General features: G+C 70.6%; 19 protein-coding genes. 12 read left to right on the top strand and 7 right to left on the bottom strand.

Translation table 11 applies throughout. The annotated features are described in order from the left end of the window. The first annotated feature begins 1,126 nt into the window (after positions 1 to 1,126). Genes AC6JA9_RS13935 through AC6JA9_RS13925 form a run of 3 tightly spaced genes read left to right on the top strand, consistent with a single transcriptional unit; the run spans position 1,127 to position 7,212 of the window. Complete coding sequence (locus AC6JA9_RS13935; RefSeq protein WP_223752202.1) at positions 1,127 to 2,326, top strand: HlyD family secretion protein; 1,200 nt, start codon at positions 1,127 to 1,129, stop codon at positions 2,324 to 2,326. Between the two features lie 3 nt (positions 2,327 to 2,329). Further along, positions 2,330 to 5,026 (top strand): ATP-binding cassette domain-containing protein, encoded by a 2,697-nt coding sequence (locus AC6JA9_RS13930; RefSeq protein WP_408891031.1) that lies wholly within the window; start codon positions 2,330 to 2,332, stop codon positions 5,024 to 5,026. Then, positions 5,023 to 7,212 (top strand): ATP-binding cassette domain-containing protein, encoded by a 2,190-nt coding sequence (locus AC6JA9_RS13925; RefSeq protein ID WP_267696982.1) that lies wholly within the window; start codon positions 5,023 to 5,025, stop codon positions 7,210 to 7,212. The genes AC6JA9_RS13930 and AC6JA9_RS13925 overlap by 4 nt, the downstream gene beginning before the upstream one ends. 1,098 nt (positions 7,213 to 8,310) lie before the next feature. Here AC6JA9_RS13925 and AC6JA9_RS13920 read toward each other — a convergent pair. Continuing rightward, the gene (locus AC6JA9_RS13920; protein WP_408891032.1) at positions 8,311 to 10,110 is read right to left on the bottom strand and encodes a hypothetical protein; all 1,800 of its coding nucleotides are present in this window, start codon (positions 10,108 to 10,110) and stop codon (positions 8,311 to 8,313) included. Positions 10,111 to 10,373: 263 nt separating this feature from the next. After that, positions 10,374 to 11,894 carry a cytochrome-c peroxidase gene (locus tag AC6JA9_RS13915; protein ID WP_267696984.1) on the bottom strand — a complete coding sequence of 507 codons (1,521 nt, stop codon included), beginning with the start codon at positions 11,892 to 11,894 and terminating at the stop codon, positions 10,374 to 10,376. A gap of 739 nt (positions 11,895 to 12,633) precedes the next feature. On the opposite strand from AC6JA9_RS13915, the gene AC6JA9_RS13910 reads away from it, so the two are divergent. Further along, on the top strand, positions 12,634 to 13,455 hold the full coding sequence (locus AC6JA9_RS13910; protein WP_223751549.1) for a hypothetical protein: 822 nt from the start codon (positions 12,634 to 12,636) through the stop codon (positions 13,453 to 13,455). 102 nt (positions 13,456 to 13,557) lie between these two features. Then, positions 13,558 to 14,952, top strand: a complete 1,395-nt coding sequence (locus tag AC6JA9_RS13905; RefSeq protein ID WP_408891034.1) for a di-heme oxidoreductase family protein — start codon at positions 13,558 to 13,560, stop codon at positions 14,950 to 14,952. Between the two features lie 134 nt (positions 14,953 to 15,086). Here the strand turns inward: AC6JA9_RS13905 and AC6JA9_RS13900 are convergent, their stop codons facing one another. Then, positions 15,087 to 15,602 carry a hypothetical protein gene (locus tag AC6JA9_RS13900; RefSeq protein ID WP_223751547.1) on the bottom strand — a complete coding sequence of 172 codons (516 nt, stop codon included), beginning with the start codon at positions 15,600 to 15,602 and terminating at the stop codon, positions 15,087 to 15,089. Positions 15,603 to 15,606: 4 nt separating this feature from the next. After that, complete coding sequence (locus AC6JA9_RS13895) at positions 15,607 to 16,194, bottom strand: hypothetical protein (protein WP_408891035.1); 588 nt, start codon at positions 16,192 to 16,194, stop codon at positions 15,607 to 15,609. A 220-nt stretch (positions 16,195 to 16,414) separates the two neighbouring features. Here AC6JA9_RS13895 and AC6JA9_RS13890 point away from each other — a divergent pair, with 220 nt between their 5' ends. Next, on the top strand, positions 16,415 to 17,173 hold the full coding sequence (locus AC6JA9_RS13890; protein WP_223751545.1) for an RNase H family protein: 759 nt from the start codon (positions 16,415 to 16,417) through the stop codon (positions 17,171 to 17,173). Here the strand turns inward: AC6JA9_RS13890 and AC6JA9_RS13885 are convergent. Then, positions 17,158 to 18,135: a class I SAM-dependent methyltransferase gene (locus AC6JA9_RS13885; protein ID WP_408891036.1), complete on the bottom strand. Its 978-nt coding sequence runs from the start codon at positions 18,133 to 18,135 to the stop codon at positions 17,158 to 17,160. The two genes, AC6JA9_RS13890 and AC6JA9_RS13885, sit on opposite strands and share 16 nt — an antisense overlap. A 152-nt stretch (positions 18,136 to 18,287) precedes the next feature. Here AC6JA9_RS13885 and AC6JA9_RS13880 point away from each other — a divergent pair, with 152 nt between their 5' ends. Beyond that, positions 18,288 to 19,151, top strand: coding sequence for a hypothetical protein (locus AC6JA9_RS13880; protein WP_223751543.1), 864 nt, complete (start codon positions 18,288 to 18,290; stop codon positions 19,149 to 19,151). A gap of 37 nt (positions 19,152 to 19,188) precedes the next feature. Here the strand turns inward: AC6JA9_RS13880 and AC6JA9_RS13875 are convergent, their stop codons facing one another. After that, positions 19,189 to 20,085: a DMT family transporter gene (locus AC6JA9_RS13875; RefSeq protein WP_473570760.1), complete on the bottom strand. Its 897-nt coding sequence runs from the start codon at positions 20,083 to 20,085 to the stop codon at positions 19,189 to 19,191. Positions 20,086 to 20,209: 124 nt separating this feature from the next. Between AC6JA9_RS13875 and AC6JA9_RS13870 the strand changes: the two genes are divergently transcribed. The 5 genes from AC6JA9_RS13870 (at position 20,210) to AC6JA9_RS13850 (ending at position 24,724) form a co-directional block, all read left to right on the top strand. After that, on the top strand, positions 20,210 to 21,133 hold the full coding sequence (locus AC6JA9_RS13870; protein WP_223751541.1) for a LysR substrate-binding domain-containing protein: 924 nt from the start codon (positions 20,210 to 20,212) through the stop codon (positions 21,131 to 21,133). A gap of 15 nt (positions 21,134 to 21,148) precedes the next feature. Further along, positions 21,149 to 22,681 (top strand): L-piperidine-6-carboxylate dehydrogenase, encoded by a 1,533-nt coding sequence (amaB, locus tag AC6JA9_RS13865; RefSeq protein ID WP_223785058.1) that lies wholly within the window; start codon positions 21,149 to 21,151, stop codon positions 22,679 to 22,681. Between the two features lie 64 nt (positions 22,682 to 22,745). Beyond that, on the top strand, positions 22,746 to 23,360 hold the full coding sequence (locus tag AC6JA9_RS13860) for a PH domain-containing protein (protein ID WP_223751539.1): 615 nt from the start codon (positions 22,746 to 22,748) through the stop codon (positions 23,358 to 23,360). 270 nt (positions 23,361 to 23,630) lie between these two features. Then, positions 23,631 to 23,849, top strand: a complete 219-nt coding sequence (locus tag AC6JA9_RS13855; protein ID WP_141331497.1) for a hypothetical protein — start codon at positions 23,631 to 23,633, stop codon at positions 23,847 to 23,849. Continuing rightward, a complete protein-coding gene (locus AC6JA9_RS13850; protein WP_497959905.1) occupies positions 23,846 to 24,724 on the top strand; it encodes a hypothetical protein in 879 nt (292 codons plus the stop codon). Before AC6JA9_RS13855 ends, AC6JA9_RS13850 begins: the two co-directional genes overlap by 4 nt. A gap of 49 nt (positions 24,725 to 24,773) precedes the next feature. On the opposite strand, the gene AC6JA9_RS13845 is transcribed toward AC6JA9_RS13850, so the two are convergent. After that, a complete protein-coding gene (locus AC6JA9_RS13845) occupies positions 24,774 to 26,210 on the bottom strand; it encodes a glycoside hydrolase family 43 protein (protein ID WP_497959903.1) in 1,437 nt (478 codons plus the stop codon). Between the last annotated feature and the right edge of the window lie 94 nt (positions 26,211 to 26,304).

The raw sequence follows: 26,304 nt of genomic DNA, 5'->3' as shown, positions 1-26,304 counted from the left end.
ATTCACCGTTCCCGGTCCGCATCGGAAGTAGAATCATTAAAGGCGGGTGTAATCGGCCAGTCAAGTGACCACGCAAAGAATGCGGCGAAAGTCTTTGTAACCTCTCACGCCACAGCCAATCTCAGACTTCGCGAATCGGAAGAAAATACAGGCGACCTCGCGAAGGCATGAAAAAATCGCCAGCGAGCGATGTTCCGCTCACTGGCGATTTCGAGCTTCGTCCGAGCGAATCACCGCCCGGGGACGAAACTACGGGAGCTGCTGGAGCACGTCGTCGTACCAGATGCTGATGCCGCCGGGGCCGCAACCACGGGGACCGCCACGAACCTTGGTCTTGATCTTCATGTGTCTGCTCCTGGTGATTGAGTCACTACGGTGAAACAACGACGTCTGGACGACTACGCCAGAACGGTGTCGTACCAGATGCTGATGCCGCCCGGGCCACAGCCGCGGGGACCGCCACGAACCTTGGTCTTGATCTTCATGATGTCGCTCCTGGGTTGAACCACGTTCGCTCCAGGCGACACGGTTGCCCATGCACACCCGGAGTAGAATCATTAAAAATCGATGAAAATTGGGAGTCAAGCCTTGAACTGAAAAACCCGCTAATCCAAATAGATCCGGGGACTTGGATAGATGGCGCAGTTTATCGAAACCTGAGAGACCCCTGGGTCATGAATCCACCTGGGGCCCGAAGCCAGTGCGCCCGAACCGGTTACAAGGGGCCGGCTCCGGACGCGGCGGAGGGGCGCCGCCTCGGTGATACGTGGAGACCGCATCACGCCCCGCGTCGCAATATCCTGAAAACATGTTTTAGCCATTTTATGAGCCCTATCTTCGAGATAGGACTGACCTGGACAACCCTTGACATGTCGGCCGGCTGTGTTCCGGGCGCCGCGCGGCTCCGGGCCTGGATGGATTGTCCATTCACGAAGGCGCGGAGAAGACAATCGCGGACGGGGCGCGTGCGGCATGGGGAGGTGACGCCCCTGGCTTTGCCGCGCGTCAGTCCGCCGGGCGAGGATGGGCGCCGACCTCCGGGAGCGTCCCGGGTGGAAGGTCTGGCGGGGAGTCCGTCTGTTCCACGGTGATGAGGTAGGCTTCGCTCATGAGAGTTGGTGAAGGAATGTTCCCGCGCACCGTGCGCGCGCTGCTGCGGGGGCGAGGGCGCTCGGCGCTCTGGTTGTTGCCGGTGGGGCTGTTCGCCGTCTGGGGCGTGTGGTTCCTGCGAGCGAGCATCACCGTCTACGAGCCCAGCGTGCAGGCGCGGCTGGAGGTCCACCGCGAGGTGTACGCCGTGGATGCGCCGGTGGACGGGCGGCTGGTGAAGACGCGGGTGGAGCTGCACCGGCAGGTGCGCGCGGGCGAGGTGCTCTTCGAGCTCGCCCACGAGCAGGAGGCGCGGCAGCTGGCGGAGGCGGAGGCCCAGCTTCGGGGCCTGGGGCCGCAGCTGACGGCGGCGCGCGCGGAGCTCGAGGTGGAGCAGGGCGCGCTCGTGGCCCAGCAGGAGCGCGGCGCTGCGGGCGTGGAGGAGGCCAAGGCCCGGCTGGTGGAGGCCGAGGCGCTGGCGCGCCGGGCGCTCGAGGAGAAGGCGAGCGCGGAGCAGTTGCACTCGCGCCAGTTGATCAGCGAGTCCGAGTGGAGCCGCGTGCGCACCGAGCTGGAGCGCGCCCAGGCCTCCGAGCAGGCCTCCCGCGCGGCGCTCACGCGCGTGAAGATGGATGGGACGATGCTGGCCACCGAGCGGCGCATCCGGGCCGCGGCGCTCAAGCGGGACATCGCGGAGCTGGAGGCCGCCGAGAGCGTGGCGCAGGCCTCCGTGGAGCGCCTGCGTGAAGAGCTGGAGCGGCGCGTGGTGAAGGCGCCCGCCGACGGCATCCTCGGCGAGACGAGCCCGGTGCGCGTGGGCACGCAGGTGAGGGCCGGGGACCGCATGGCCACCGTCGTCGCGGGCGGCGACGTGCGCATCGTCGCGCAGCTGTCCCCCGCCACGGCGCTGGGCCGGGTGCGCGCGGGCCAGCCGGCGCGCATGAAGCTGGAGGGCTTCGCCTGGACGGAGTTCGGCATGGTGCGCGCCACGGTGGTGGCGGTGGCGAGCGAGGCGCGCGACGGGCTGGTGCGCGTGGAGCTGTCCGTGGACGAGATGCCGGTGGGCATCCCCCTGGAGCACGGCCTGCCGGGCACCGTGGACATCGCGGTGGAGGACTCCACGCCGCTCAAGCTGGTGCTGCGCGCGCTGGGGCGGGGGCTGGAGGCGCCGGCGCGCTCGCGCCCGTTGCCGCCGCGCTCGTCGGGGGATTTGGAGATGTCGCGGGGCGGGAGCTGAGCCATGGCGGGCACACGAAGGCTGCTCATCCCCGAAGTCATCCAGACCTCCGCCATGGACTGCGGTCCGGCGGCCCTCAAGGCGCTCTTCGACGGCTTCGGCGTGTCCGTCAGCTACGGCCGGCTGCGCGAGGCCTGCCAGACGGACATCGACGGGACGTCCGTGGACGTGCTGGAGGAGCTGGCCGGCAAGCTGGGCCTGGAGGCCACCCAGGTCGTCCTGCCTCGCGACCAGGTGCTGATGCCGGAGACGAAGACGCTGCCGGCCATCATGGTGGTGCGTCTGGCGGACAGCAACCTGCACTTCATCGTCGTCTGGCGCCGCATCGGTGACCGGGTGCAGATCATGGACCCCGCGCTGGGACGGCGCTGGGTGTCGGTGGCGGAGCTGATGGACCGGCTCTACGTCCACGCCCTGCCCGTCCCGGCCGAGGCCTTCCGCGACTGGGCCGGCACGGACGAGTTCCTCGCCGGGATGCGCCTGAGGCTGCAGGCGCTCGTGGACAAGGCGCTCGCGGCGAGGCTGCTCGACGAGGCCCTGGCCGACGCGAGCTGGAAGGGCGTGGCGTGCCTGGACGCGACGACACGCATGGTCCAGACGCTGGTGGACGGCGGCGGCGTGGAGCACGGCGAGGGGTCCGCGCGCTTCCTGGAGCAGCTGTTGAAGGAGGTGCACGTGGCCCTGGAGGAGGGCCGCGCCGAGCAGGTCATCCCCGCCACCTACTGGACGGCGGTGGGCGCTCCGGATGGCGAGGAGGTGACGTTGCGCGGCGTGGTCTGCATCCTCGCCCGGGGCCTGCGCCAGACGCGGGAGGAGGACGAGGAGCCCCTGTCCGCGGACCTCAAGGCGGCGCTCCTGGAGCCCCCCACCCGTCCGCTGCGCGAGCTCATCGGGCTGATGCGCCGCGACGGCCTGTTGGCCCCCTCCATCCTCGCGGCCATCGCCCTGACGGCCGCGGTGGGAGGCTTCCTGGAGGCGCTGCTGCTGCGCGGCATCATCGACGCGGGCCGCTACCTCACCACCCAGGAGCAGCGGCTGGCGGGCATCGTGACGCTGCTGGTGCTGATGGGCGTGCTGTTCACGCTGGAGCTGCCCCTGGCCATGGGGACGCTGAAGCTGGGCCGCCGCCTGGAGGTCCGGCTGCGGCTGGCGTTCCTCGACAAGATTCCCCGGCTGGGGGACCGCTACTTCAAGAGCCGGCTCGTCTCCGACATGGCGCAGCGCTGCCACGGCATCCACCAGGTGCGCAGCGTGCCCACGCTCGGCGTCGGCGTGCTGCGCGCCACCTCGGAGATGCTGGTGACGCTGGGAGGGCTGGTGTGGCTTGCCCCCGGCAGCGCGCCGCTCATCGTGCTGGGCGGGGCCATGGCGCTGGCGGTGCCGCTGCTCGCCCAGCGCTCGCTGCTGGAGGCGGACCGGCGCATGCGCGACTTCGACGGCGTGCTGTCGCGCTTCTACCTGGACGCCATGCGGGGCGCCGTGGCGCTGCGCGCGCACCGCGCGGAGCTGACCCTGCGGCGCGCGCACGAGGAGCCCCTGCACGAGTACGTGGGCGCCGCGCGCACGCTGCTGGGCCGGGGCATCCTCACCGACACCCTGTCCATGCTGGCGGCCACCGGAGGCTCGGTGGCCATCGTGCTGCACGCCGTGTCCCAGGGCATCCAGCCCGGGGCGGTGCTGCTGCTGGTGTACTGGGCCCTGGCGCTGGCCACGGTGGGCAAGCAGCTGGCGGACGCGCTGCGGCAGTACCCCGCCGCGTCGTCGCTCACCGGCCGGCTGATGGAGCCGCTCTTGGCCCCCGACGAGGTGGGCGCGGGCCTGGAGGCGGTGGAGGAGCCGTCCCCCGAGGCGCTCGCGAGCCAGCCCCGCGGCGTGGGCTTCACGCTCGAGCAGGTGGAGGTCAAGGCGGCGGGCTTCACGGTGCTGCAGGGCATCGACATGACGGTGCGGCCCGGCGAGCACGTGGCCATCGTCGGCCCGTCGGGCGCGGGCAAGTCGTCGCTCGTGGGCATCCTGCTGGGCTGGCACCGCCCGTCCTCCGGACAGGTGACGGTGGACGGCGAGCCGCTCAAGGGCCAGACGCTGGCGCGCCTGCGCCGGCAGACGGCGTGGGTGGAGCCCGAGGTGACGCTGTGGAACAAGTCGCTGGTGGACAACCTGGCCTACGGGGTGGAGACGGGCGAGGTGCTGCCGCGCGTGGGGCAGGCGCTCAGGTCCGCGGACCTCATCGAGTTCCTGGACAAGCTGCCCCAGGGGCTCCAGACGCGCCTGGGCGAGGGCGGCAGCCTGCTGTCCGGCGGCCAGGGGCAGCGCGTGCGCCTGGGCCGGGCGCTCCTGAGGCCCGGGGTGCGGCTGGCCATCTTCGACGAGCCCTTCCGCGGCCTGGAGCGGGACCGGCGCGCGGCGCTGCTGGAGCGCTCCCGGCAGGAGCTGGAGGGGGCGACGATGCTGTGCATCATGCATGACATCGCGGAGACGCTGACGTTCGACCGGGTGCTGGTCATCAAGGGCGGCCAGCTGGTCGAGGACGCCAACCCGCGCGAGCTCGCGAAGCGGGAGGACTCCGTGTACCGCTCGCTGCTGGACGAGGAGGAGCAGATGCGGCGGGCCCTGGGCGGCCAGGGCGGCTGGAGGCGGATGATGCTGGACCAGGGACAGCTCGCCGAGCAGCCCCCGGAGTCGAAGCGGGGTGCGGCATGACGCGCGCCTCGGAGGCGAGGGGGGCCCGGCCCGCGGAGCCCCTGGCGGGGCTGGTGTGGCCCATGGCGCGCGGCGCGGAGGCGCTGGAGGCGCTGGCGCGCTCGGCGGGCCTGCCGCTGCCCCGGACGCGGGCGAAGGTCGTCGGGCAGGCGCCCACGGACCCGAACCGGCTGGGCGAGTGGCTGGACGCCGCCGCCCAGTCGCAGGGGCTGGAGCTGGACCTGGCGTACACGCGCCATGGCGAGGTGGAGAAGGCGCTCCTGCGCGCCTCCCCTGCCCTCCTGGACGTCGTCACCAGCGAGGGCGTCCAGGTGGCGGCGCTGCTGCGCGTGTCCGCCTCCGGCCGCACCGCGCGCGTCATCGCGCCGGACGAGACGGAGCGCGACGTGCCCCTGGCCTGGCTCACGTCCGGGGTGCAGGCCCTGGTCGAGGGCACCCAGGCTTCCACGGTGGACCGGGTGCTGTCGCGCGCGGCGATGCCGGAGCCTCAGCGGCTGCTCGCCCGGCGCGCGCTGCTGGGCGCGCAGCTGGCCAACACGCACCTGGTGGCGTCGCGCACGCTGCGGCTGCCGCCGGGCGCCCGGCTGGTCCACCACCTCAAGGCCCTGTCCACCGCGCCGCGGCTGGCGCTGGTGCTGGTGCTGGCGGTGCTCATCCAGGTGTGCGTGCTCAGCGCGTGGTGGCTGATTGGCCGGGGCGCGTTCGAGGGGCAGTTGGACCACGGCTGGCTGTGGGCGTGGGCGCTGATGGGGCTGACGGCGGTGCCGCTGCAGGCGGCGCTGGCGTGGACGCAGGGCTCGCTGGCGTTGGATTTGTCCGCGCTGCTCAGGCGCAGGCTTCTCGCCGGCGCGCTGGCCATGCCGGTGGACGAGGCGAAGCGCGGCGGCATCGGCGAGTACGTGGGGAGGACCTTCGAGAGCGCGGGCATGGAGCAGATGGCGCTCGCCGGCAGCTTCACCAGCCTGCTCGCGGTGGTGGACCTGACCCTGGCCGGCAGCGTGACGCTGTCGGGCCCCGCGGGCACGCTGGGGCTCGCGGCGCTGGGCGGCTACTGCGTCCTGCTGGGCGTGCTCGTGGCGCGCCAGTCGCTGCTGTTCCGGGGCTGGACGGAGGCGCGCGTGGTGATGACCCACGCGCTCATCGAGCGGATGCTCGGCCACCGCACGCGGCTGGCGCAGGAGCAGCCCTCGCGCTGGCACGAGGAGGAGGACCAGGAGCTGGCGCGCTACTCGGACGCCTCCGAGCGCTGGGACGCGGGCACCGCGCGGGTGACGACGCTCGCGCGCCGGGGCCTGTTGCCGGTGGCCATCATCGCCATCCTCCCCGGCGTGCTGGCCGGGGCGGACACGGCGAGCATCGCGGTGGGCGTGGGCGCGGCCCTGCTGGGTGCCCGCGCGGTGATGTCGCTGGCGGTGGGCGCGCTGGCGCTCATCGGCTCACGGGTGCTGTTCTCCGCGGTGCGCCCCATGCTCGACGCGGCCCGGCTCTCCGGCGCCGTGGGCGGGGGCAAGGACGGCGAGGACGCCGCGCCCCAGGTGACGCCGCTCGCGGCCACCGAGGCGCCGTCCAAGAGCCAGGCGCTGCTCGAGGTGCGCGACGTGTACTTCAAGCACCCCGCCTCGCCGCGCGCGGTGCTCGAGGGCGCGTCCGTGGTCATCCATCCCGGAGAGCGCGTGCTGCTGGAGGGCGCGTCCGGCTCCGGCAAGTCCACGCTCGCCTCCATCCTCACGGGCCTCAGGCGCCAGGGCTCCGGCGTGGTGCTGCTGCGCGGCCTGGACATGTCCACCTGGACGCAGGACGGCTGGGGCGCGCAGATCGCCGGCGCGCCGCAGTTCCACGAGAACCACATCATCTCCGGCACGCTGGCGATGAACCTGCTGCTGGGCCGCGCCTGGCCCCACACCCAGGACGACGTGAAGCTGGCGCGCGAGCTGTGCGAGGAGCTGGGCCTGGGCGAGCTGCTCCAGCGCATGCCCGCCGGAATCCTGCAGATGGTGGGCGAGCGCGGCTGGCAGCTGTCCCACGGCGAGCAGAGCCGCATCTTCGTCGCGCGCGCCCTGCTCCAGCGCGTCCAGGTCGTGGTGCTCGACGAGGCCTTCGGCGCGCTGGACCCGGTGACGATGCGCAAGGTGATGGCGTGCGTCGAGGCGCGCGCGCCCACGCTCATCGTCATCGCGCACCCCTGAAGGGATTGGGAGCGCCGCCCGCGGGGCCCGGCCACGGCCCTCGGGCGGTGTAACCCCTCCGGCGCGCGCCCCACGTCACCGACGAGGCGCTGGAAACACGACGGCCGCCAGCAGGCACGAAGCCCACTGACGGCCGAAGGACTGACTCCGGGTCTGAATCAGACCTCGTCGTACCAGATGCTGATGCCACCCGGGCCGCAACCACGGGGACCGCCACGAACCTTGGTCTTGATCTTCATGGTGTTTGCTCCTGAGGTGCGAGGGTGGAATTACAGCTCGTAGTAGATGCTGATGCCGCCGGGACCACAGCCACGGGGACCGCCACGAACCTTGGTCTTGATCTTCATGGTGTCTGCTCCTGAGGTGCGAGGCTGGAATTACAGCTCGTAGTAGATGCTGATGCCGCCGGGACCACAGCCACGGGGACCGCCACGAACCTTGGTCTTGATCTTCATGGTGCTTGCTCCTGGTGTGTGATGCGTGAACGACGACTCCGGGCGACGACTACTCCAGCACTTCGTAGCTGATGCCACCGGGGCCACAGCCGCGAGGGCCACCACGAACCTTGGTCTTGATCTTCATCTGGATTGCTCCTGGTGAAAGAGAGAACGGGTTCAGCGGTTCAGCGACAACACAGCTCAGACAGCGATGACGCCGCCACAGCCACGGGGACCGCCACGGACCTTGGTCTTGATCTGCATGTGCTTGCTCCTGGTGAGAGGTTGAGGACCTCAGCTACTGCACAGCTCAGACAGCCTTGACGAGAACGCCGCCACCACAGCTACGGGGACCGCCACGAACCTTGGTCTTGATCTGCATGTGCATGCTCCTGGTGAGAGGTGAGAACCTCAGCGACAGAACGACTCAGACAGCGATGACGACCCCACCACCACAGCTACGGGGACCGCCACGAACCTTCGTCTTGATCTGCATGGGGCTTCCTCCAGGACTCCGAGGCATCAGCACCAATCGCGACAGTTCAGCTAACTGACGTTTTTGGCTACTCCGATATAAGTCGGTGAAACATGTGAGTCAAGCTTCCCGGGCCTGAAACATTCCATCATGGCTCCAGGCCCGGGAGTGAAACACCGCGTCATCTCACGCGGCCACGGCGCGGGGGTTGCCCTGGGTGATGGTGACGGACGCGACGTCGTCCTGGATGGTCAGCCCGAGCTCCTCGCGGAACACCTCCATCAGGTAGGGCAGCACGCCGATGGTGGCGAACCGCAGCCGGTGGTGGATGGAGAGGTCCAGGTTGGTGAAGTGGCGCTGGGGGTGCTCGCGCTTGAGCAGCTTGTTGACCTCACGCTGCACGTTGTCCAGCGTGCCCACCGCGGAGCGCTCGATGGTGATGTAGTCGGCGAGCACGTCCGCCAGCCGGTCCGTCAGCTCGGGGTTGGCGCCCTCGGGCGCCGGGGCCCGCTCGCGGAACAGCGCGCGCAGCTGCTGGACCGTCTCCTCGTGCACGGCGTCCTTGGCCGGCGAGAACACGTCGGAGATGTGCTGCAGCTTGTCCTCGGAGAAGCCGCGCAGGCCGCGCTGGGCGCGGTCGTACATCTCCACGTAGCGCGCCTTGGCCCAGGCGCGCTGGACCTCGGTGTGCTGACGGGTGGGCTGGATGATCTTCCAGTCCTTCTCCAGCCGCTCGCGCAGCCGGCCCCAGCCGGTCGTCTTCGGGGCCTCGGCCTGGAGGATGATGTCGCGCAGCCGCTCGTAGGTGTGACACATGTGCGCCCAGAGCGTGAACTGGAGCGAGTACAGCTGCAGGCCGCGCAGGCCATAGTCGAACGCGGCGGGAATCTCCTCCAGCCACGTCGGCGGGGGCAGCGGCTCGCCCGCCAGGGGCTTTCCGTCCAGCATGGTCGCGAAGAACTCCTCGACCATGTGCGGCGGGCCGGCGCACACGCCGCGCGTGGACAGGAAGTGGTTGTCGCGCTCCGTCAGGTGCAGCAGCGACGCCGGGTTGATGGGCGTCTCGTACGGCATGGGCTGCTCGGGCAGGAACATCAGGTAGATGCTCACCATGCGCACGCCGTCGGTGACGCGGAACACCGACGACAGCAGCGGGTCCAGCGTCCCGTTGGGGACGGGGTTCTCCCCCCGGAGCAGCATCATCGACGGCAGCGCGAGCACCGCGCAGCTGAACGCGTGCAGGTCGCCGATGCGCCACTGGCCGTCCGGCAGCAGCGGGTAGCGCTTGAGGAACTCGTCGCGCAGGATGAGCATCGCCTGCAGCGAGGGCTTCCAGACCTTGGTCATGGACTTGAGCGCCGTGACGTTCATCAGCGCGTCGTCGCGGAAGCGGCTGCCCGGGTACGGGCACATGCGCCACTCGGTCTCCATGCGCATGCGCATCGAGTCCGGGAAGACGTTGTTCTCGCCGATGTGCCGCCCTTCCGCGTCGAGCGCCGCGTGCGCCGCGCGGTGCACCGGCAGCATCGCCTCCAGGAAGCCGAACTCCATGGGCCGGCCCACCAGCTGCTTGAGCACACCCTCCGTGTCGGGGTTCCACCACAGGGGGGACTCGGGCGCGGGGCGCTTGGCCTCCGCCGCCATGATCATCTTGTGGTAGTCGGTCTCCGCCGCGAGCTTCGGCGCCTCGCGCGACAGGATGTTCTCCGACAGCAGGTGCTCGAGCAGCTCCTTCACCCGCTCCCACGGCAGCGGCTCACCGGTGGACCAGCGCGTGGCCACCCCCGCCATGAAGCTGTCCTGCTTGAGCAGGTTCTCGCCGAAGGCGTGCAGCTCGGGCTCCTCGATGCTGATCTCCTTGAGCCCGTAGTAGATGCGCAGCTCGGTGGTGCCCTCTTCCGTCTGCACGTACTCACTCATGAACCGGCGCCGCATGGGCAGGTACAGCGTCTCATGCGGGTCGATGGGCACGGCTTGCTGACTCATGCGACTGCTCCTGGGGAGAAACCCGTTGTTCAGACCTGACGCAAAGGTCAGGAACTCTTCCACGAGGCCCCCGGAGCATCAAGCGAGCCCCGGGAGTCGAGACAGCGCCCATTTTGACATGAGCCCTGACATCCGCGTTCCCGCCGGGTAGCCAGGGCCTCCCGCGCAAACCTTGCGTCCGGGAGTGCCAGAAAGGGCGAGGCCACCCAGGGGACTCAAGTCTCCCGTGGGTGGCCTGGCGTGTTACGGGAGGTGGCCTCGCGTCAGTTGCAGACGCCGAGCCCGGCGCGGCCCGTGACGGGCAGCGTCTCGCGGTTGGGGAACGTCAGCTCCGGGTGGTCGAACGGGGCGCGGTAGGTCTTGACGCGGCAGTCCGTGAGGGCGTTGCGCAGGAAGTCCACCAGCGCGGAGCGCTCGCTCGCGGTGAAGGTGCGCGGGACGATGTCCAGCGACTTCTCCGGGTTGGCGAAGTCACCGCCGCGCTCGTAGAAGTCCACCACGTCCTCGAGCGTGGGGTAGCCGCCGTTGTGGAAGTACGGCGGGTTGAGGCCCACGTTGCGCAGGGTGGGCGTCTTGAACGCGCCCATGTCGAACGGGGAGAGGCTGACGGAGTTGGGCACGCCGCCGAAGACGCCCAGGTCGCCGCGCGCCAGGTCGTCCTCGGTGGGACGCACGCCGATGTTGTGGAAGCCCGTGTCGCCGCCGTCGCGGTTGAGCGGGCCGGCGATCTCGTACCAGGACACCGTGGCGTCGGTCAGCATGGCGCCGGTGTGGCAGTTGATGCACTCGCCCTTGCCCACGAACACGGACAGGCCCTTGAGCTGCTTGGGCGTGAGCGCGGAGAGGTTGCCGCCCAGGAAGCGGTCGAACGGCGTCTGGTCCGGGATGAGCGTGGCCTGGTAGGCCTGGAGCGCCTCGCCCCAGAAGAGCGAGAAGGCGTTCTCGCCGAGGTTCGCCAGCGCGTCGCCGAACGCGTCGCGAATCATCCGGTCGTACGTGCACGGCGCGCCGTTGCACAAGAGGCCCGGGCCGTCCGGGTTCGCCATGGCGCCCAGCACGCTGTCGTTGACGGACACGCGCTGGTGGCGCAGCGGCTGACGCGGAATCAGCTTCGTGCCCAGGCTGTCGGGGCCGAGAATCTGACGGCCCGAGCAGCCCTGCTCGCTGAAGTTCGTCACGGGGCCGGTGGCCTGCGACGCCAGCGACGCGCCCTCGATGCGCACCAGGAAGCCCTGGCCGTTGTTGCCCGAGTCACCCCAGATGTTCACGCCGTTGAAGAGGACGTTCGCCTCGCCGCCCCAGAACTGGTTGCGGTAGAAGCCGGAGCCCACCACGGTCGGCGTGTGGCGCGGGCCCACCAGCCGGAACTCGTTGAACGGTGCGTCCGGCACCACCACGCACTGGTCCGCCGGGTTGTCCAGGTTGTCCATGTCCAGGCCGAGGAACGCGGCGCGGAACGGGCCCTGCGAGCCCACGCGGTCATCGCTGGTGATCTTCGCCAGCGTGAAGTCCTGGCCGGGCCCCGCGATGCTGTCGAACGTGTTGTCGAAGCCCGGGTGGATGGTGTTGTTCTTGCGGTCATCCGCGCCCGCGGCGAAGTGACAGCTGGCGCACGCCGTCTCGCCGTCACCGCTCGACTGGATGTCCCAGAAGAAGGCCTTGCCCAGCCGGATGGCCGCGGCCTTGTTGATGATGCGGCTGCCCACCGGCTGCGGCACCGGCTCATGAGACAGCGGACGCAGCGAGAACACGGCCATGCTGTCCAGCAGGGCCTTCGCATCCACCGCCACTTCCTCATTCTCGGCGGGGGAGGGCTTGGGAGGCTCGACCTGTCCGGCCGGCTCACACGCCGACAAGGAAACCGCCAGAGCAGACGAGAAAAGGCCGCGGTTCAACCAACCACTCACTCCGCGGGACCACGACGAACGAGCCATAGAGAATGCCCCCTTCTCAGAGCGTCAGGACTTGTATGAGGTTGGCGGAATCACCAGTGTCTCCAGTCTGACGGACAGTTTTATACCGGTTCCGCATTATTCCTGTCCAGGCGGCCTCGACCCAGGGTGCACTTCCAGCCTCAGCGTAATATCCGGGTAGTAATCGCTCGCGGATTGGAACGACCTCACTGGGTGGGCGCGCTAAACCCGATGACGCGCCCTGTCCAGGGTACCCGGCTCCACGGCCCTGACAGCCCCTCTAGGAATGCGAGCCATTCGCATGACCAGACATGGAGCGAATGCCCATCACCCTGGGTGAATGCCTCATCCGGTGAGCATCGTGGGTGTGTAGCAAGCCGCGATACATGGCGCCCGTCGCCTGTGACGGTGGGCGCTACAGAGGGGCGGGCCGCGGAGGTGCAAAGGCTTGCTGATACAGAGGAGGTGAAACACGGCCGGGGGCGTTGGCGTGCGGGGTGCAATGGACAGGAGCGCCGCCGGAGGGTGGCATCCGGGCAGGGCCGGCACCGGATGCGGAAGGCCACTGGCGGAGCAGCGCATTCCCCCTATTGAAGAGGTAGGTCATTCCATGCAGCTGAAGATGATGAGCCGTCTGATGGCGGCCGCGCTCCTGAGTGTTTTGTCGGGCTGCCAGGGCGAGGAGCCCACGTCCACCGAGGGAGAGGTCGCCGCCCAGGAGGCCGGTGCGAAGACGCAGTGCATGACGCGTTTCGACGGCATCACGAGCTGCGCGCTGGGCAACGCGCAGCTGTCCGCGACGGACAAGGGCCTGAACGTGACGGGCTTGCGCAGCGCCCGCACGGACGGCGTGTCGAGCAGCTTCGGCCGCGCGGCCCGCTGGTCGCAGACGACGTCGGTGGCGCTGGGCTCCACGGGCCAGCTGCAGCTGGAGGCGCGCTCGGGTGACCAGGTGGTCAGCACGCTGCGCGTGACGCCGGGCCGCGACGTGGACTCGGCCTTCGTGACGCCGACGTTCACCGGTTCGCCGGGCGGATCCGGCTTCCGCATGAACATCTACCGCGAGGGCGTGCTGCAGGGCACGTCCACCCACAGCCCGAACGCGATGATCGTCTTCACCAACTGGCGGGACTTCTTCCGCTGGCTGGTGGCGGTCGCCGACTTCTACGAGCTGGACATCATCTGGACCAAGACGGGTGAGGCCACGGCCGAGAGCAACGTGGGCGCCTGCGGCTGGCAGATGACCACGCCGGGCAACACGTTCTCCGTGACGCTGGCGGACGGCAAGGTGGTCACCGGTGACTCCTTCGAGTTCGTCGAGGAGATCGGCGACGGCCACTATCCGTACAACGGCTTCACGGGCATGGACGTGAAGGCGACGGGCAAGGGGCTGAGCATCCTGAGCGAGACCTTCGTCCCGGCCGCGAAGTAGTTCCGGGTCCCATGCCGCGCACGGCATGGGGCTGGCGCCGGGCGGCGCGTGGCAGCACCTTCGCCGCCCGGCGTCTTCATCGATGTTCCTGGAGAGCTCGCGATGAGACGGCGGCTGTACCTGCTGGGCATCCCCCTTGGAGCGATGATGCTCACGGCCGTGTGGGCCCGGGCAGGCCGGCCTCCGCCGCCCCCTCCCCTCGTGCTCGGCGAGCTGCCGCTCGTGTCGGTGCCCGGCGAGGAGCTGTCCGGTGGCGGTGCGACGGTGAAGGACACGGGGCGCAACGCCTTCGGTCGCTCGCCGCCGAACCTGGACCGCGCGCGCTGGCCCCAGTTCCACATCGGCAAGCGGGTGTTCGACCGCGACTGGAGCGACCCCGCGCACGGACCGGGGTTGGGGCCGCTGTTCAGCGCCAGCTCGTGCATGACGTGCCACGTGAAGGACGGGCGCGGGCGTCCACCCGAGTCCCCTTCCGAGCCCGCCGTGTCCATCGCGTTCCAGTTGGGCTCGCCTGACGGTCCGGGACCGCATCCCGTGTATGGAGAGCAGCTCGACCTGCACCGGTTGGGCGGACTCCGGGGCGAGGGCACCGTGGTGGTGCGCCACGAGGAGTTCTCCGGCCGATTCTCCTCCGGTGAGCCCTACGTGCTCGCGCGGCCCATCTACCAGTTCGAGCACCTGGCCCAGGGGCCGCTGGGTGAAGGCACGCCCTTCTCGCCTCGCGTGGCGCCGGCGAACTTCGGGCTGGGGCTGCTGGAGGCCCTCCCCGAGGAGACGCTGCTCGTCCGGGAGGATGCCGAGGACCGCGACCAGGATGGCATCTCCGGACGCGCCAACCGGGTCGAGGATGTGCGGACGCGCGGCACGCGCATGGGGCGGTTCGGGTGGAAGGCGAATCAGCCCACCCTGCTCCAGCAGGTGGCGCATGCGCTGGTGGCGGACATGGGGCTGACGAACGAGCTCTATCCGCGCGCGCAGGAGGCGGAGGCCAGAGCGGCGCCGGAGGCCGTCGACGTGCGGGCCTACGACCTGGAGCAGCTGATGTTCTACACGCGCCTGCTCGCGGTGCCGAAGCGACGGGACTGGGATGCGCCCGCGGTGCTGCGTGGCAAGGCGGTGTTCCGCGCCATCGGGTGTGCCGCGTGTCATGTCGACGAGCCGATGGAGACGGGGGAGGTGCCTGGCTTCCCGGAGCTGTCGCGGCAGGTCATCTACCCGTACTCGGACCTGCTGCTGCACGACATGGGCGAGGCGCTGGCGGATGGACGACCGGACGGACTGGCCACCGGCCAGGAGTGGCGCACGCCGCCCCTGTGGGGCATCGGCCTGACGGCGACGGTGAACGGTCACACGCGCTTCCTGCATGACGGACGCGCGAGGAACCTCGAGGAGGCCGTGCTGTGGCACGGCGGCGAGGCGGCCCCCGCGCAGACCCGCTACACGCGGCTGCCCCGTGAGGACCGTGAGGCGCTGCTCGCGTTCCTCGGCTCGCTCTGAGCGGGAGCGGCATGGCGCGTGGGCTTACGGCCCACGTCGCATGAGCCGGCCATGCACCCGTCCGCGATGGAGCGCGACTCAACGCGAAGGCGACGTCTCCCAAGTCGCCGCGTGGGACGTCCGCGGCCCGCGAGTCAGGCGGGCTGCCGCGCCGGCTCGTGACTCGCGCAGCGCTTGCGCCCCAGCGCGTACGAGACGCCCAGCGCTGGCAACGCGAGCAGGTCCGTCACGTCCATCGTGTGCGCCACCGGCGCCACGGCGGGGACCGCGCGACTGGAGAGCACCGCCCACGCCGCTCGCACGGGCCACTGCAACCCACCGAGCCCCCAGCGCCAGGCCTCGGCCGCGGGCTCCCAGACCTTGATGGCGGTGAACACGCACGCCGTCAGCACCACGCACGCCGTCAGCACCGCGAGCGACGGCCGGAAGCCGCCCCGCGCGCTTCGTCCCCGCGCCTGCTCCCAGAGTCCCTGCAGGAGCAGCGGGAACATCGCCAGCCCCGCCACGTCCGACAGCTTGCCCGTCCACCAGGACGGCCAGCGCGCCTTGAACACATGGTCGTTCAGCACGAGCACCAACACCGCGCAGAACACCAGCGGATGCAGCAGCGTGTCACCCGGCACGCACGCGGTGGCACGCGAGGTCCTCACGCGGTCAGCGAGGCCCCACGGTGAACTCGAGCCCCTGCGGCTCCTCGTCCACCGTCTCGTCGAAGCTCACCTCACCCACCATCTTCCAGTCCACCTCCACCACGCCGTGGACCGGCGAGCCCTCCGCGAACGCCACGTCGAGCGTCGCCGCCCACTCGCACGGCTGCTGGAGCCGGCAGACATCCCCGTCCGATTCCGCGTCGAACGTCACCGCCGCCCCCTCCGACACCCCCAGTTCCTGCGTCCTCGGCTTGAGCGGATGGGGCCCGAAGCGCAGCGTCGCCGTGAGACTCGGCGCCGTCCGTGAGCCCCCCTCGTCGTGCGTCCAACGGGCGGAGAGCGGCGCGCGCATCGTGGCCCATACCGTCTGCGTGGAGCCGTTCGGCACCGCCAGCCGCACCGGCAACACCACGCTGGCCGAGGGCGCGTCCGCCGTCAGCCTCAGCGCGCCCGGCGCCGACTCCTCGACGCGGGGGCTCGGCGCGCTGCGCGACGTGGCCACCGAGGCGGCCGCCGCCACCAGCAGCGCGAGCCTGGCGGCCCACGCCCTGCCGCGCGAGGAGACGGGCCTGGAATCGCTCTGGGAGGACATGGAGTGCTCGGTCGACATGGTGGTGTGGATGGCTTTCCCTCGGGCACCGGCGCTCCCGCCCGAGCCCTCGCGGCTTGAGCAAGCCACGTACCACGCTCACGCCTCCAGGTGAGGAGGACTCGGGCTCCCGGTGGAATCATGACTTTCATGTCAGCCCGAGGACGCCTGTGTCGCGAGTCGTCCTGGCCGCCCCGCCCCGAGGCCGCCTAGGGTGCGCCGCATGAAGAGCCACGCCACGGTCGTCTTCGCCGACGGAGCCTGCTCCGGCAACCCGGGCCCCGGGGGCTGGGGCGTCATCATCGCCACGCCCGACGGACAGGTGACGGAGCTGGGCGGCCACGAGCGGGAGACCACCAACAACCGGATGGAGCTCACGGCCGTGGGCATGGCGCTGCGCCACCTGGAGGCCACGGCGGGCCCGCTGCGCATCCACACCGACTCCACCTATGTGATTCAGGGAATCACGAAGTGGGCGTTCGGCTGGAGCAAGCGCGGCTGGAAGACGGCCGAGGGAAAGGAGGTGGCCAACGCCCCTTACTGGAGGCGGCTGATGGCGCTGCTCGCCCAGCGCAAGCAGACCCACTCCGGCGAGGCCGCCGCCGTCGAGTGGCACTACGTGCGCGGCCACGTGGGCGTGCCCGGCAACGAGCGGGTCGATGAAATCGCCGTGGGCTACTCGCGCGGCAAGGGCGTGCGGCTCTACTCGGGCGCGCTGTCCACGTACGACGTGGACGTCTACGACGTCCCCGAGGACACCTCGCTCCCCGAGGAGAAGCCCCGACAGCCCGCGGCCAAGGCGCACTCGTACCTGAGCCAGGTGGGCCGCAGCGTGAAGCGCCACGCCACGTGGGCCGCGTGCGAGCGCCGCGTCAAGGGCGTCTCCGACGCGCGCTTCAAGAAGACCAAGAGCCCCGAGGACGAGGCCCAGGTGCTCGCGGACTGGGGCGTCAAGCCCGGGGACGTTCAGTCGGAGGACTGAGCCCCGCCGCGCACCGCCGTGAGCAGCAGGTCGAACTTCCCGCCGAGGAACGTGCGGAAGCCGTGCTGGTGCAGGTAGCGGCGGTAGAACGACAGGTCCTTCACGAGCAGGGACAGGTCCGACTCGCGCAGGTTGCGCACGCGGGCACCGTAGACGACCTCGCCGTCGCGGAAGCGCGAGTTGGGGAAGCCGAGCACGAGCGTCGCCTCGGACTCCAGATGCTCCTGGACCAGCGTCCGCAACAACGCGTGGTCATCCACCCCGGGGCTCTGCAACGTGCCCACGGACACCACCAGGTGGAAGCGCCCCAGCGCGGCGGGCAGCGCGTTGAGGTCCGCCACGTGGAAGGCGTGACGCGCGTCGGGGAAGCGGGCGCGCGCCTGGGCAATCGCGGAGGCGCTGTGGTCCACGCCCACGAAGGAGACGTCGGGCACCTCGTCCAGCCAGGAGAACGCGTCCAGCTCGTCCCCGCGATTGACGCCCAGGTCCAACACCCTCGCGCCCGCGGGCAACCTCACGCGCCCCAGCGCCGCCAACCACGGCAACAGGAAGCCCGCGTCCTCCAGCTTGCGCACGCGCGCGAAGGCGGAGTCCGCCCCATATCGCTCCTCCGCGGGCACCGCCGCCTCCGTCCTCGCGCTCCCCGCGTGCCACGAGGCCTCCGCGCCCAGGGACTCGAAGGTCAGCGACACGTGCGTCGCCTCCACGCCGCGCGGCGTGCGCAGCCGGCAGCCCAGCCCCTCCGCCAGATCACACCAGTGGCGCAGCGGACGGTGCACCAGGCCCCCCTCCGGCCCCACCCGCTCGCCCGGATAGCGCCCGGCCCCGAGGTCCGGGTCCGGCACCTCGATGCGCACCCGGCCCGCCTCCGTGAGCCCCGCCTTCAGGTGGCGGAGGATGAGGATGAGCGGCTCGTCGTGGAAGCGGCGCGCGGGGAGCAGGGCATCGGGGTGGCGGGACATCGCGCCGGCAGCGTACCTCGACGCGGCACCTCAGGACGCGGTGCGTTGGCACCCGTCCCTTTGACCGGGGCTCAACATCCCTCGCTCGCCCTCCGGCCTCTCGACGAGGCTCGCGTTGACGGGTCCGCGCTGGTCGCTTTCTCATACTAAGCATGAAAATCACGACCATCTCGATTGCATCCCTCGGATTGCTCGTCACCGCGTGTGGAGGGGGCCTCGAGCCCGACGACGGCGCGCTCCAGACGCGCGAGCAGGCGGCCTTCTCCGGCGTCAACGGCGAGTACTGTCTGGTGAGCGCGTACAACTGCAAGCTGCAGGTGAGCGGGGGCAACCGCGTCCCCACCAACGACCCGGCGGACGACAACTGGGGGCTGGTGACGGGCGTGCCCATCCGCGACGGCAACGGCACCGTGGTGGGCACCAACACGCGCTCGAGCGCCGCCTTCAACCACGGCCAGACGCGCACGTTCGCCGGGGAGCTGCACGCCTTCGCCGTCTCCACGTCCAATTCGAGCGCGGGGTGGCTGCCCATCTCCAGCATCCTGGGGCGCACGTCCTTCGAGCAGAAGGTGGGCCATGTCTCCGCCCTGGGCGCGGGGCTGGCGAAGCTGGGCTGCTACGCCGTGCGCAACACGCATGACCCGGTGCTCGAGTTCAAGAAGGTCGTCTACGACAGCGACGCCACCCACGAGCGCGCCGGAGACTACCTGCCGCTGGTGCGCGCCAACGGGCAGCGCTCCGTCAACCTGGTCTTCAACGTGCCCGGCATGGCGCTGGGCGGCCCCGCGGTGGACCACTTCCCCGCGGGCACCAAGTTCCAGCGCCTGGACGTGCCCACCGAGCACGGCGTGCCCTCCATCGACATCCCCCTCTGGGTCCAGGACAGCGCGGGCCGCTACCGCCAGCAGTCGGGGGAGATGAAGTTCCTCTACGGCTACGTCATCGCGGCCACCGGCACCAAGCGCAACGGCTGGATGGCCTACGACGCGCTCCAGGTCAGCTCCGGCTGTCCTTGAGAGCCGTTGGCGCCCCGGCGGCGGTCCGCGCGCACGCTCACGCGGACTGCCGCTGGCTCAGCGCGACGCTGCCCAGGATGAGCGCGCCGGCGACCGCCATGGACAGCGTCACCGGCTCGCCGAGCAGGAGCCACGCCCAGGCCACGCCGAACAGGGGCAACAGGTAGGTGACGGTGACGGCGCGGGAAGCGCCGATGCGCTGGATGAGCCGGTAGTACATGGCGTAGCCCAGCCCCGTGCAGAGCATCCCCAGCGCCGCGGCCGACAGCCAGGACACGCCGCGGATGGGCTGCACGGGCCAGGTCGCGACGGCGAACGGCAGCGTCAGGAGCGCCGCGCAGCCCAGCGTGGCCGCCGCGACGGCGCCCGCCGGCACACCCTGCAGGTGCCTGCGCACCAGGTTCGCCGAGATGCCGTAGAAGAAGGCGGCCGTCAGCGCCGCGGCCACCCCCAGCCCGGGGCTGGCGCCCTCGATCTTCCCGCTGGCGAGCACCACCACGCCCGCGAAGCCCACCACCAGCGCCACCCCACGACGCGAGCCGATGCGCTCGCCGTAGAAGAGGAAGGCCACCAGCGCGGTGAAGAGCACGGTCATGCTGTTGCTGATGGCGCTGATGCCCGCGGGCACGCGCTGCGCCGCCCAGGCGAAGAGCGCGAAGGGCACCGCCGCGTTGAGCGTCCCCACCAGCGCGAGCTTGGGCCAGTGCGACGGGGTGATGGAGGCGCGCGCGCGCAGCAGCAGGGGCAGCAGCACCAGCGAGCCGAGCACCAGCCGCACCACCACGAGCGGCAGGGGCCCGAAGTCCGGCGCCGCGATGCGCATGAACATGAAGGACGAGCCCCACAGGGCCCCCAGGAGCCCCAGCTCCAGGAAGGTCAGCCAGGCACCGGACAACGTCGGGACGACGGGACGGACAAGCGAGGGAGTGGTCATGGGCGGTTCACCAGGTGGAGCGAGGCACGAATCTGACTCCGGTCGCTCCCTTATCTGCGCCTCTGGCACGGGAGTCACAACCGCATGGTTTTGCGGTCAGCCACGCGTATGATTTGAGGCTCCCATGACTCTTCCCACGGCGTGGCTGCCGGCCCTGGCGGCCTTCGAGGCGGCCGCGCGACACCAGAACTTCGCCCGCGCGGGCCAGGAGCTGCACCTGACGGCCAGCGCCGTCAGCCACCACGTGCGCAAGCTGGAGGGGATGCTCGGCGTCACCCTCTTCCAGCGCCACGCGCGCGGCGTGGAGCTCACCGTCGAGGGGCGCCAGCTGGCGGACGCGGCGAGCGGCGCGCTGACGGACATCCATGACGTGGTGCGCGAGCTCTCGGATGCCCGGAGCGAGCGCCACCTGGTGCGCGTCACCACCATGCACTCCCTGGCGCACACGTGGGTGGTGCCCCGGCTGGCGGACTTCAACGCCCAGCATCCCCGCCTGCGCGTGCGCATCGACTCGGAGACGGCGCTGTCGCGCTTCGAGGAGGGCGGCCCGGACCTGGGCATCCGCTACGGCCTGGGCCACTGGCCCGGGATGACCGCCCACGCGCTGATGCCCGACGCCATGTTCCCGGTGGCCTCCCCTCGCCTGCCCGGCGTCGACGCGGTGCGCACGCCGGCGGACATCCCCCGGCTGCCGCTGGTCGAGGACCTGGCGCGACAGTCGTGGCCGGACTGGCTGCGCGCCGCGGACGTCCATGGTGCCACGCTGGACGTGCGCCACAGCTTCAGCGACACCACCAACGCGATGCAGGCCGCCGTGTGGGGCCTGGGCGCGGCGCTCGCCCGGGAGCGCGTCTGCGAGACCTTCCTCGCCGACGGCAGCCTCCTGCGACTGCCCGGCCCCGCGCTGCCCACCCGCTACTCCTACTTCGTCGTGTACCCCTCCCACCGCCGACTGCGCACCGCGGCACGCGCCTTCATGGACTGGCTGCTGACCCAGCCCGGACGCCCCGCCCCGACGCGGGTCGCCACGAAGCCCCCGACGTTGTAAGCAGCCCCAAACGCCATGCTCCATCCCATTCTCGACGCGCTCGGCCTCGGCGAGCACAACCCCGGCAGCTACCTCGGCGACGGCGAGTGGGCGGACTCCCGCTCCGAGCCCTTGCTGGAGGTCCTCAATCCCTCCAACGGACAGCAGCTCGCCACCGTGTCGTCGGCGACGGCGGACGAGTACGAGCGGATGATGCACGCCGCGGCCCAGGCCTTCGTCGCGTGGAGGGCCCTGCCGGCGCCGCGTCGGGGCGAGGCCATCCGCCTGTGCGGCGAGGCGCTGCGCCGCCACAAGGACGCGCTCGGCTCGCTCGTGTCGCTGGAGATGGGCAAGGTGAAGGCCGAGGGCGACGGCGAGGTGCAGGAGATGATCGACATCGCCGACTTCGCCGTCGGCCAGTCGCGCATGCTCTACGGCCTGACGATGCACTCCGAGCGCCCCGGCCACCGGATGTACGAGCAGTGGCATCCGCTGGGCCTCGTCGGCATCATCAGCGCCTTCAACTTCCCGGTGGCCGTCTGGTCCTGGAACGCGTTCATCGCCGCGGTGTGCGGCGACGTGTCCATCTGGAAGCCCTCCCCCAAGACGCCGCTGACGTCCATCGCCGCCACGCGCATCTGCAACGCGGCGCTGAAGGCCGGCGGCTTCCCGGAGGTGTTCTTCCTGCTCAACGCCGCGGGCACCGCGCGCGCCGAGCGGCTGGTGGACGATTCGCGCGTCGCGCTGGTGAGCTTCACCGGCTCGTCCGCCGTCGGGCGTCAGGTGGGCGTGCGCGTCGCGCAGCGACTGGGCCGCAGCCTGCTGGAGCTGGGTGGCAACAACGCCATCATCGTGGACGCCACCGCGGACCTGAAGCTGGCCATCCCCGCCATCGTCTTCGGCGCGGTGGGCACCGCGGGCCAGCGCTGCACCACCACCCGCCGGCTCATCGTCCACGAGTCCATCGTCGACGACGTGCTGAACAAGCTCGCCAGCGCCTACGCCCAGGTGGAGAAGCGCATCGGAGACCCGCTGGAGGCCGGCACGCTGATGGGCCCGCTCATCGACCGGGCCGCGGTGCAGCGCTTCGAGGCCACGCTCGAGAAGGCGCGCGCCGCGGGGGCCCGCGTGGTGAGCGGCGGCAAGGCGCTGGAGCGCCCCGGCCACTACGTGCAGCCCACGCTGGTCACCGACGTGGAGCCCACCGACGCGTGGGTCCAGGAGGAGACCTTCGCGCCCATCCTCTACGTCATGCCCTACCGCACGCTCGAGGACGCCATCGTCATCCAGAACGGCGTGCCCCAGGGCCTGTCGTCATCGGTGTTCACCAAGGACCTGCAGGTCGCCGAGCGCTTCCTGTCCGCCTCCGGCTCCGACTGCGGCATCGCCAACGTCAACATCGGCACGTCCGGCGCGGAGATTGGCGGCGCCTTCGGGGGTGAAAAGGACACCGGCGGCGGCCGCGAGTCCGGCTCCGACGCGTGGAAGGCCTATATGCGGCGGCAGACCAACACGCTGAACTACTCGGACGCGCTGCCGCTGGCGCAAGGGATTCGCTTCGACCTGTGAGGGGCTCTCCCCTATGCTCCCGCCGGGCCTTGGGGGCCCGGCGGTACACACAGGGAGACACAGCATGTTCGGGAAGCTCGCCGCGGACGCACTCGGCCTCAGTGACGTCGGCTCGGTCATCGCTCCGGCCGACTACGACAAGGTCGACGCGGATGACTATGTGAATCACGAGGACCAGGAGAAGATCTACTTCCTCATCAAGTCCAAGTCCGACGAGTACTGTTTCACGAACCGGGCGCTCATCCACCTGGACGGCACCAGCGCCGCCAGCAAGAAGCGCATGCTGCGTCGCTTCACGTACGCCGCCAATCCCATCTCCAACGTCATGCTGGAGACGGCCGGCACCATCGACATGGACGTGGAGATCAAGTTCCGCCTGGGCAACCGCGACTACTCCATCGACGTGCACAAGAAGCAGCTGGAGCAGGTGAAGGACCTCTACAAGGCCCTGTTCCGCATCTCGGAGATGCAGCACGAGAACGAGCTGTCGCTCGCCCACGCCAAGACGAGCCTGGACGTCGCCTCCACCACGCTCGGCCGCGGCTCGTCCGGCGGCGCGCCCGTCGTCGAGTCCTTCAAGGAGCTCAACCAGGCCGCCTTCGCCTGGCTCACCGGCGCCCAGCAGAAGTACTGGGTGAAGGACTTCGGCGCCGTGTTCGAGCGCTACATCAAGGCCTGATACCCGTTGGATGACGCCCGCCGCCGGCGCACCTGCTCGCCCGGCGGCCGGGCATGCTGCACGCCGCGTCAGCGGCCCCTACACCTGTCGTGGCGACAAAGACAGGGCCTCCCGGAATTCCTTGCGGAACGAGCGGCAATCGACGCGGGGGACGGACGGGCCTCTCGTATGTCTTGAGAAATCGCTCTAGCGTGTGCCTCCCCAACAGGAGTGTTCGCGATTCTGAACCCGTCCTCCCAGACCGCCCCCGCCGGCTGGCACGACATCCTCGTGCGTCACCTCGAACCCCTGCTCGGAGGCTTCACCGCCAAGATGGCCATCCATACGGCCGCGTTGCGCGCCCTCAAGCGTCCGCCCGAGCAGGTCACCCCCCAGGACCTCCCGCAACTGCTCGAAGGCCTCAAGCCGATGCTCAACACCTTCATTGGCGCGCTGCACGCCAAGGTCATCCTCGCGGAAATCGCCACGTCGCTGGAGAAGGCGCGATGACGGCGTCCTCGCGTTCCTCGTCCGTGGCGCCCTGGTTCGGCGCCGTCGTGGTGCTCCAGGCCGCGCACCTGTTCGCGGTGGCCAGCTCCGAGCCCGCGAAGCTGGGGCTGGTGCACGACGTGGCCGGCTGGTTGAGCGGGCTGCTCGCCGTGGGCGGCACGCTCGCGGCGGCCAGCGCGTTCGTCTCCGGCGACTACCTGCGCAAGGTCTGGGGCGGGCTCACGGCGGGGGCCGTGCTGTCGCTGGTCAGCGCGGCGATGCGCAGCTACTGGCTGCACACCGTGCCGGACGTCCCCTTCACGGCGTCCCCCCTGCTGCCGTACCGGATGGTCGTCGTCGTGCTGGCCAACATCGCCACCACGTACGCGCTCGTGCTCCTGGCCATGACCTATCAGCAGTCCGGGCTGCATCCTCCGTCCAGCCCGCGCTCGCGCGCGCTGTGGGCGGTGACGGCGCTGGCGGCGCTGGCCGTCGGCGTGCCGTCGCTGGTCACCGAGGTGCGCAACCTGCTGTCCGGCCAGAGCCCGGCGCCGTCGGTCGTCATCAGCCTGGCCTCCACGCTGGCGGACATGACGACCATCTTCCTGGTCGCCCCCATCCTGCGCGTCGCGTACATGCTGCGCGGCGGCAGGCTCGCCTGGGTGTGGTGGGCCATGGGCCTGTCGGGCGCCACGTGGCTGCTCTACGACGCGCGCGTGTGGCTGGCGGCGCTCCTGCCCGGTGACGAGGCGCTGGGCGCGGAGCTCTTGCGCACGCTGCGCACGTCCGGGCTCGTGCTGCTGGGGCTCGCCGGCTGGTTCCAGCGCTCCGCCCTGGGGCCGCAGAAGTTCGAGGCGCCGGAGCCCTCGCTCCAGGCGTCCACCGGAACGCCCTGACGTCCCCCGGGGGCACGGACAAACCCCGTGCCCCCGAGGACCTCACGCGCTACGGCCGGGGACGCGAGCCGGCCGAGGGCGCCTCCGGCACCGCGGGCCAGCCGTTGGGCCACGTGATGGCGTCCACCAGCATGACCCGCGCGGTGTGGGCGCTGTTCCAGGCGTGGTAGACCATGTACGTGTCTCCGCCCGGCCCGTTGACCACCGAGTTGTGGCCCGGCCCCACCCAGCCTCCGCCCGTCGCGAGAATCGGCGCGCCCGCCTTGGTGTACGGCCCCAGGGGGCTCGTGGCCCGCGCCACTCCGACAGCGTAGGTGCTGTTGTAGTACGCGTTACCACTGTAGAAGAGGTAGTAGTAGCCGCCGCGCGCGACGACCCACGGCGCCTCCACCACGCCGCCCTCCCAGCCCAGGTTGTTGGTGATGAGCGTGCGGCGCGTGCCCACCAGAGACAGGCCGTCCGCGGAGAGCGCCTGCCCGTAGATGGGCGTAGGCTGGCCCACCGCGTTGCCGTCCGCCTTCCACACCAGGTAGCCCGTCCCCGCGGCGTCCGTGAAGAACGTCGCGTCGATCATCCCCATGCCCGAATCCAGGATGAGGGGGCGGCCCAGGTCGGTGAAGGGACCGAGCGCGCTCGTGGCCGTGGCGGCGCCGATGGCCAGCTTCCCGCTGGAGTGCCGCGCCGTGTAGTACGCGACGAAGCGGCCGCCCACGCGGTGGATTTCGGGCGCCCAGAAGTCACCGGTGGCCCAGGACGGCCGTGTGCCCGAGGGGAAGATGGAGCCGGCGCTCGTCCACGTCACCAGGTCCGTGGAGACGCGCAGCGGGAAGGCGCTGGCCGCGCCGCCGGAGGTGCACGCCGCCACGTAGCGCGTGCCGTCGTGGATGACGCCCGGGTCCGCGCAGTCCGTGGGCACCACGGGGTTCTGGTAGAGCCCGCCGCAGCCCGTGTAGCGGAAGGACATGCCGCAGGCGTTGGTGCCCGTGAAGTACGGCCCCCACCCGTTCGACAGCACCGCGTACGAGTTGGGCGACGCATTCACACAGGCGCGGTCCCAGAACACGCGCCCGCCGGTGTCATCGTGCTGGGCGGGGTGGTTCGCGGGGTGGATCCACGCCGGGCCGTAGGTGACGCGCGTCGCGCACGCGGAGGCCCCGGGACAGTCCGTGTCCAGCGCGAGCACGCAGGCGTTGTTGCCGGTGAAGTACGGCTTCCAGCCGTTGGAGAGCAGGGCGTAGGAGTTGGAGCCCTCGTTGACGCAGGCGCCGTCCCACGTCACCAGGTCCGAGGCCACGTCGTATTGATTGGGATGGTTGGCGGGGTGGATCCACCGGTCGCCGTAGGTGATGCGCGTGGAGCAGGCCAGGGCCGCGCGGGATTGCTCCGGGGCCTGGGCGTCCTGGGGCGCTTCGGCGCCACAGCCCGCGCCGAAGGACAGGACGAAGCAGAGACAGCCAACGACGGACCACCACGGGGACCGCTTCATCGGACGACCTCCAGGGCACGACGGGCCACCTCGGCACCGCGCGCCGTGTGTGCACTGCGTGGGAACAGTCGGTCAGCGCTTCGGGGCGCCCGGG

This window comes from Myxococcus sp. MH1, assembly GCF_059738865.1.
Note: the sequence above shows the minus strand (reverse complement) of the source record. Positions and strands in the feature narration are given on the sequence as shown.

What these genes read in the sequence shown, in the direction of transcription:
- amaB (WP_223785058.1), top strand. Translation starts at nt 21,149, where the DNA reads ATGCTCCATCCCATTCTCGACGCGCTCGGCCTCGGCGAGCACAACCCC.
- AC6JA9_RS13935 (WP_223752202.1), top strand. Translation starts at nt 1,127, where the DNA reads ATGTTCCCGCGCACCGTGCGCGCGCTGCTGCGGGGGCGAGGGCGCTCG.
- AC6JA9_RS13860 (WP_223751539.1), top strand. Translation starts at nt 22,746, where the DNA reads ATGTTCGGGAAGCTCGCCGCGGACGCACTCGGCCTCAGTGACGTCGGC.
- AC6JA9_RS13930 (WP_408891031.1), top strand. Translation starts at nt 2,330, where the DNA reads ATGGCGGGCACACGAAGGCTGCTCATCCCCGAAGTCATCCAGACCTCC.
- AC6JA9_RS13890 (WP_223751545.1), top strand. Translation starts at nt 16,415, where the DNA reads ATGAAGAGCCACGCCACGGTCGTCTTCGCCGACGGAGCCTGCTCCGGC.
- AC6JA9_RS13870 (WP_223751541.1), top strand. Translation starts at nt 20,210, where the DNA reads ATGACTCTTCCCACGGCGTGGCTGCCGGCCCTGGCGGCCTTCGAGGCG.
- AC6JA9_RS13925 (WP_267696982.1), top strand. Translation starts at nt 5,023, where the DNA reads ATGACGCGCGCCTCGGAGGCGAGGGGGGCCCGGCCCGCGGAGCCCCTG.
- AC6JA9_RS13910 (WP_223751549.1), top strand. Translation starts at nt 12,634, where the DNA reads ATGCAGCTGAAGATGATGAGCCGTCTGATGGCGGCCGCGCTCCTGAGT.
- AC6JA9_RS13845 (WP_497959903.1), bottom strand. Translation starts at nt 26,210, where the DNA reads ATGAAGCGGTCCCCGTGGTGGTCCGTCGTTGGCTGTCTCTGCTTCGTC.
- AC6JA9_RS13880 (WP_223751543.1), top strand. Translation starts at nt 18,288, where the DNA reads ATGAAAATCACGACCATCTCGATTGCATCCCTCGGATTGCTCGTCACC.
- AC6JA9_RS13885 (WP_408891036.1), bottom strand. Translation starts at nt 18,135, where the DNA reads ATGTCCCGCCACCCCGATGCCCTGCTCCCCGCGCGCCGCTTCCACGAC.
- AC6JA9_RS13905 (WP_408891034.1), top strand. Translation starts at nt 13,558, where the DNA reads ATGAGACGGCGGCTGTACCTGCTGGGCATCCCCCTTGGAGCGATGATG.
- AC6JA9_RS13875 (WP_473570760.1), bottom strand. Translation starts at nt 20,085, where the DNA reads ATGACCACTCCCTCGCTTGTCCGTCCCGTCGTCCCGACGTTGTCCGGT.
- AC6JA9_RS13920 (WP_408891032.1), bottom strand. Translation starts at nt 10,110, where the DNA reads ATGAGTCAGCAAGCCGTGCCCATCGACCCGCATGAGACGCTGTACCTG.
- AC6JA9_RS13895 (WP_408891035.1), bottom strand. Translation starts at nt 16,194, where the DNA reads ATGTCCTCCCAGAGCGATTCCAGGCCCGTCTCCTCGCGCGGCAGGGCG.
- AC6JA9_RS13850 (WP_497959905.1), top strand. Translation starts at nt 23,846, where the DNA reads ATGACGGCGTCCTCGCGTTCCTCGTCCGTGGCGCCCTGGTTCGGCGCC.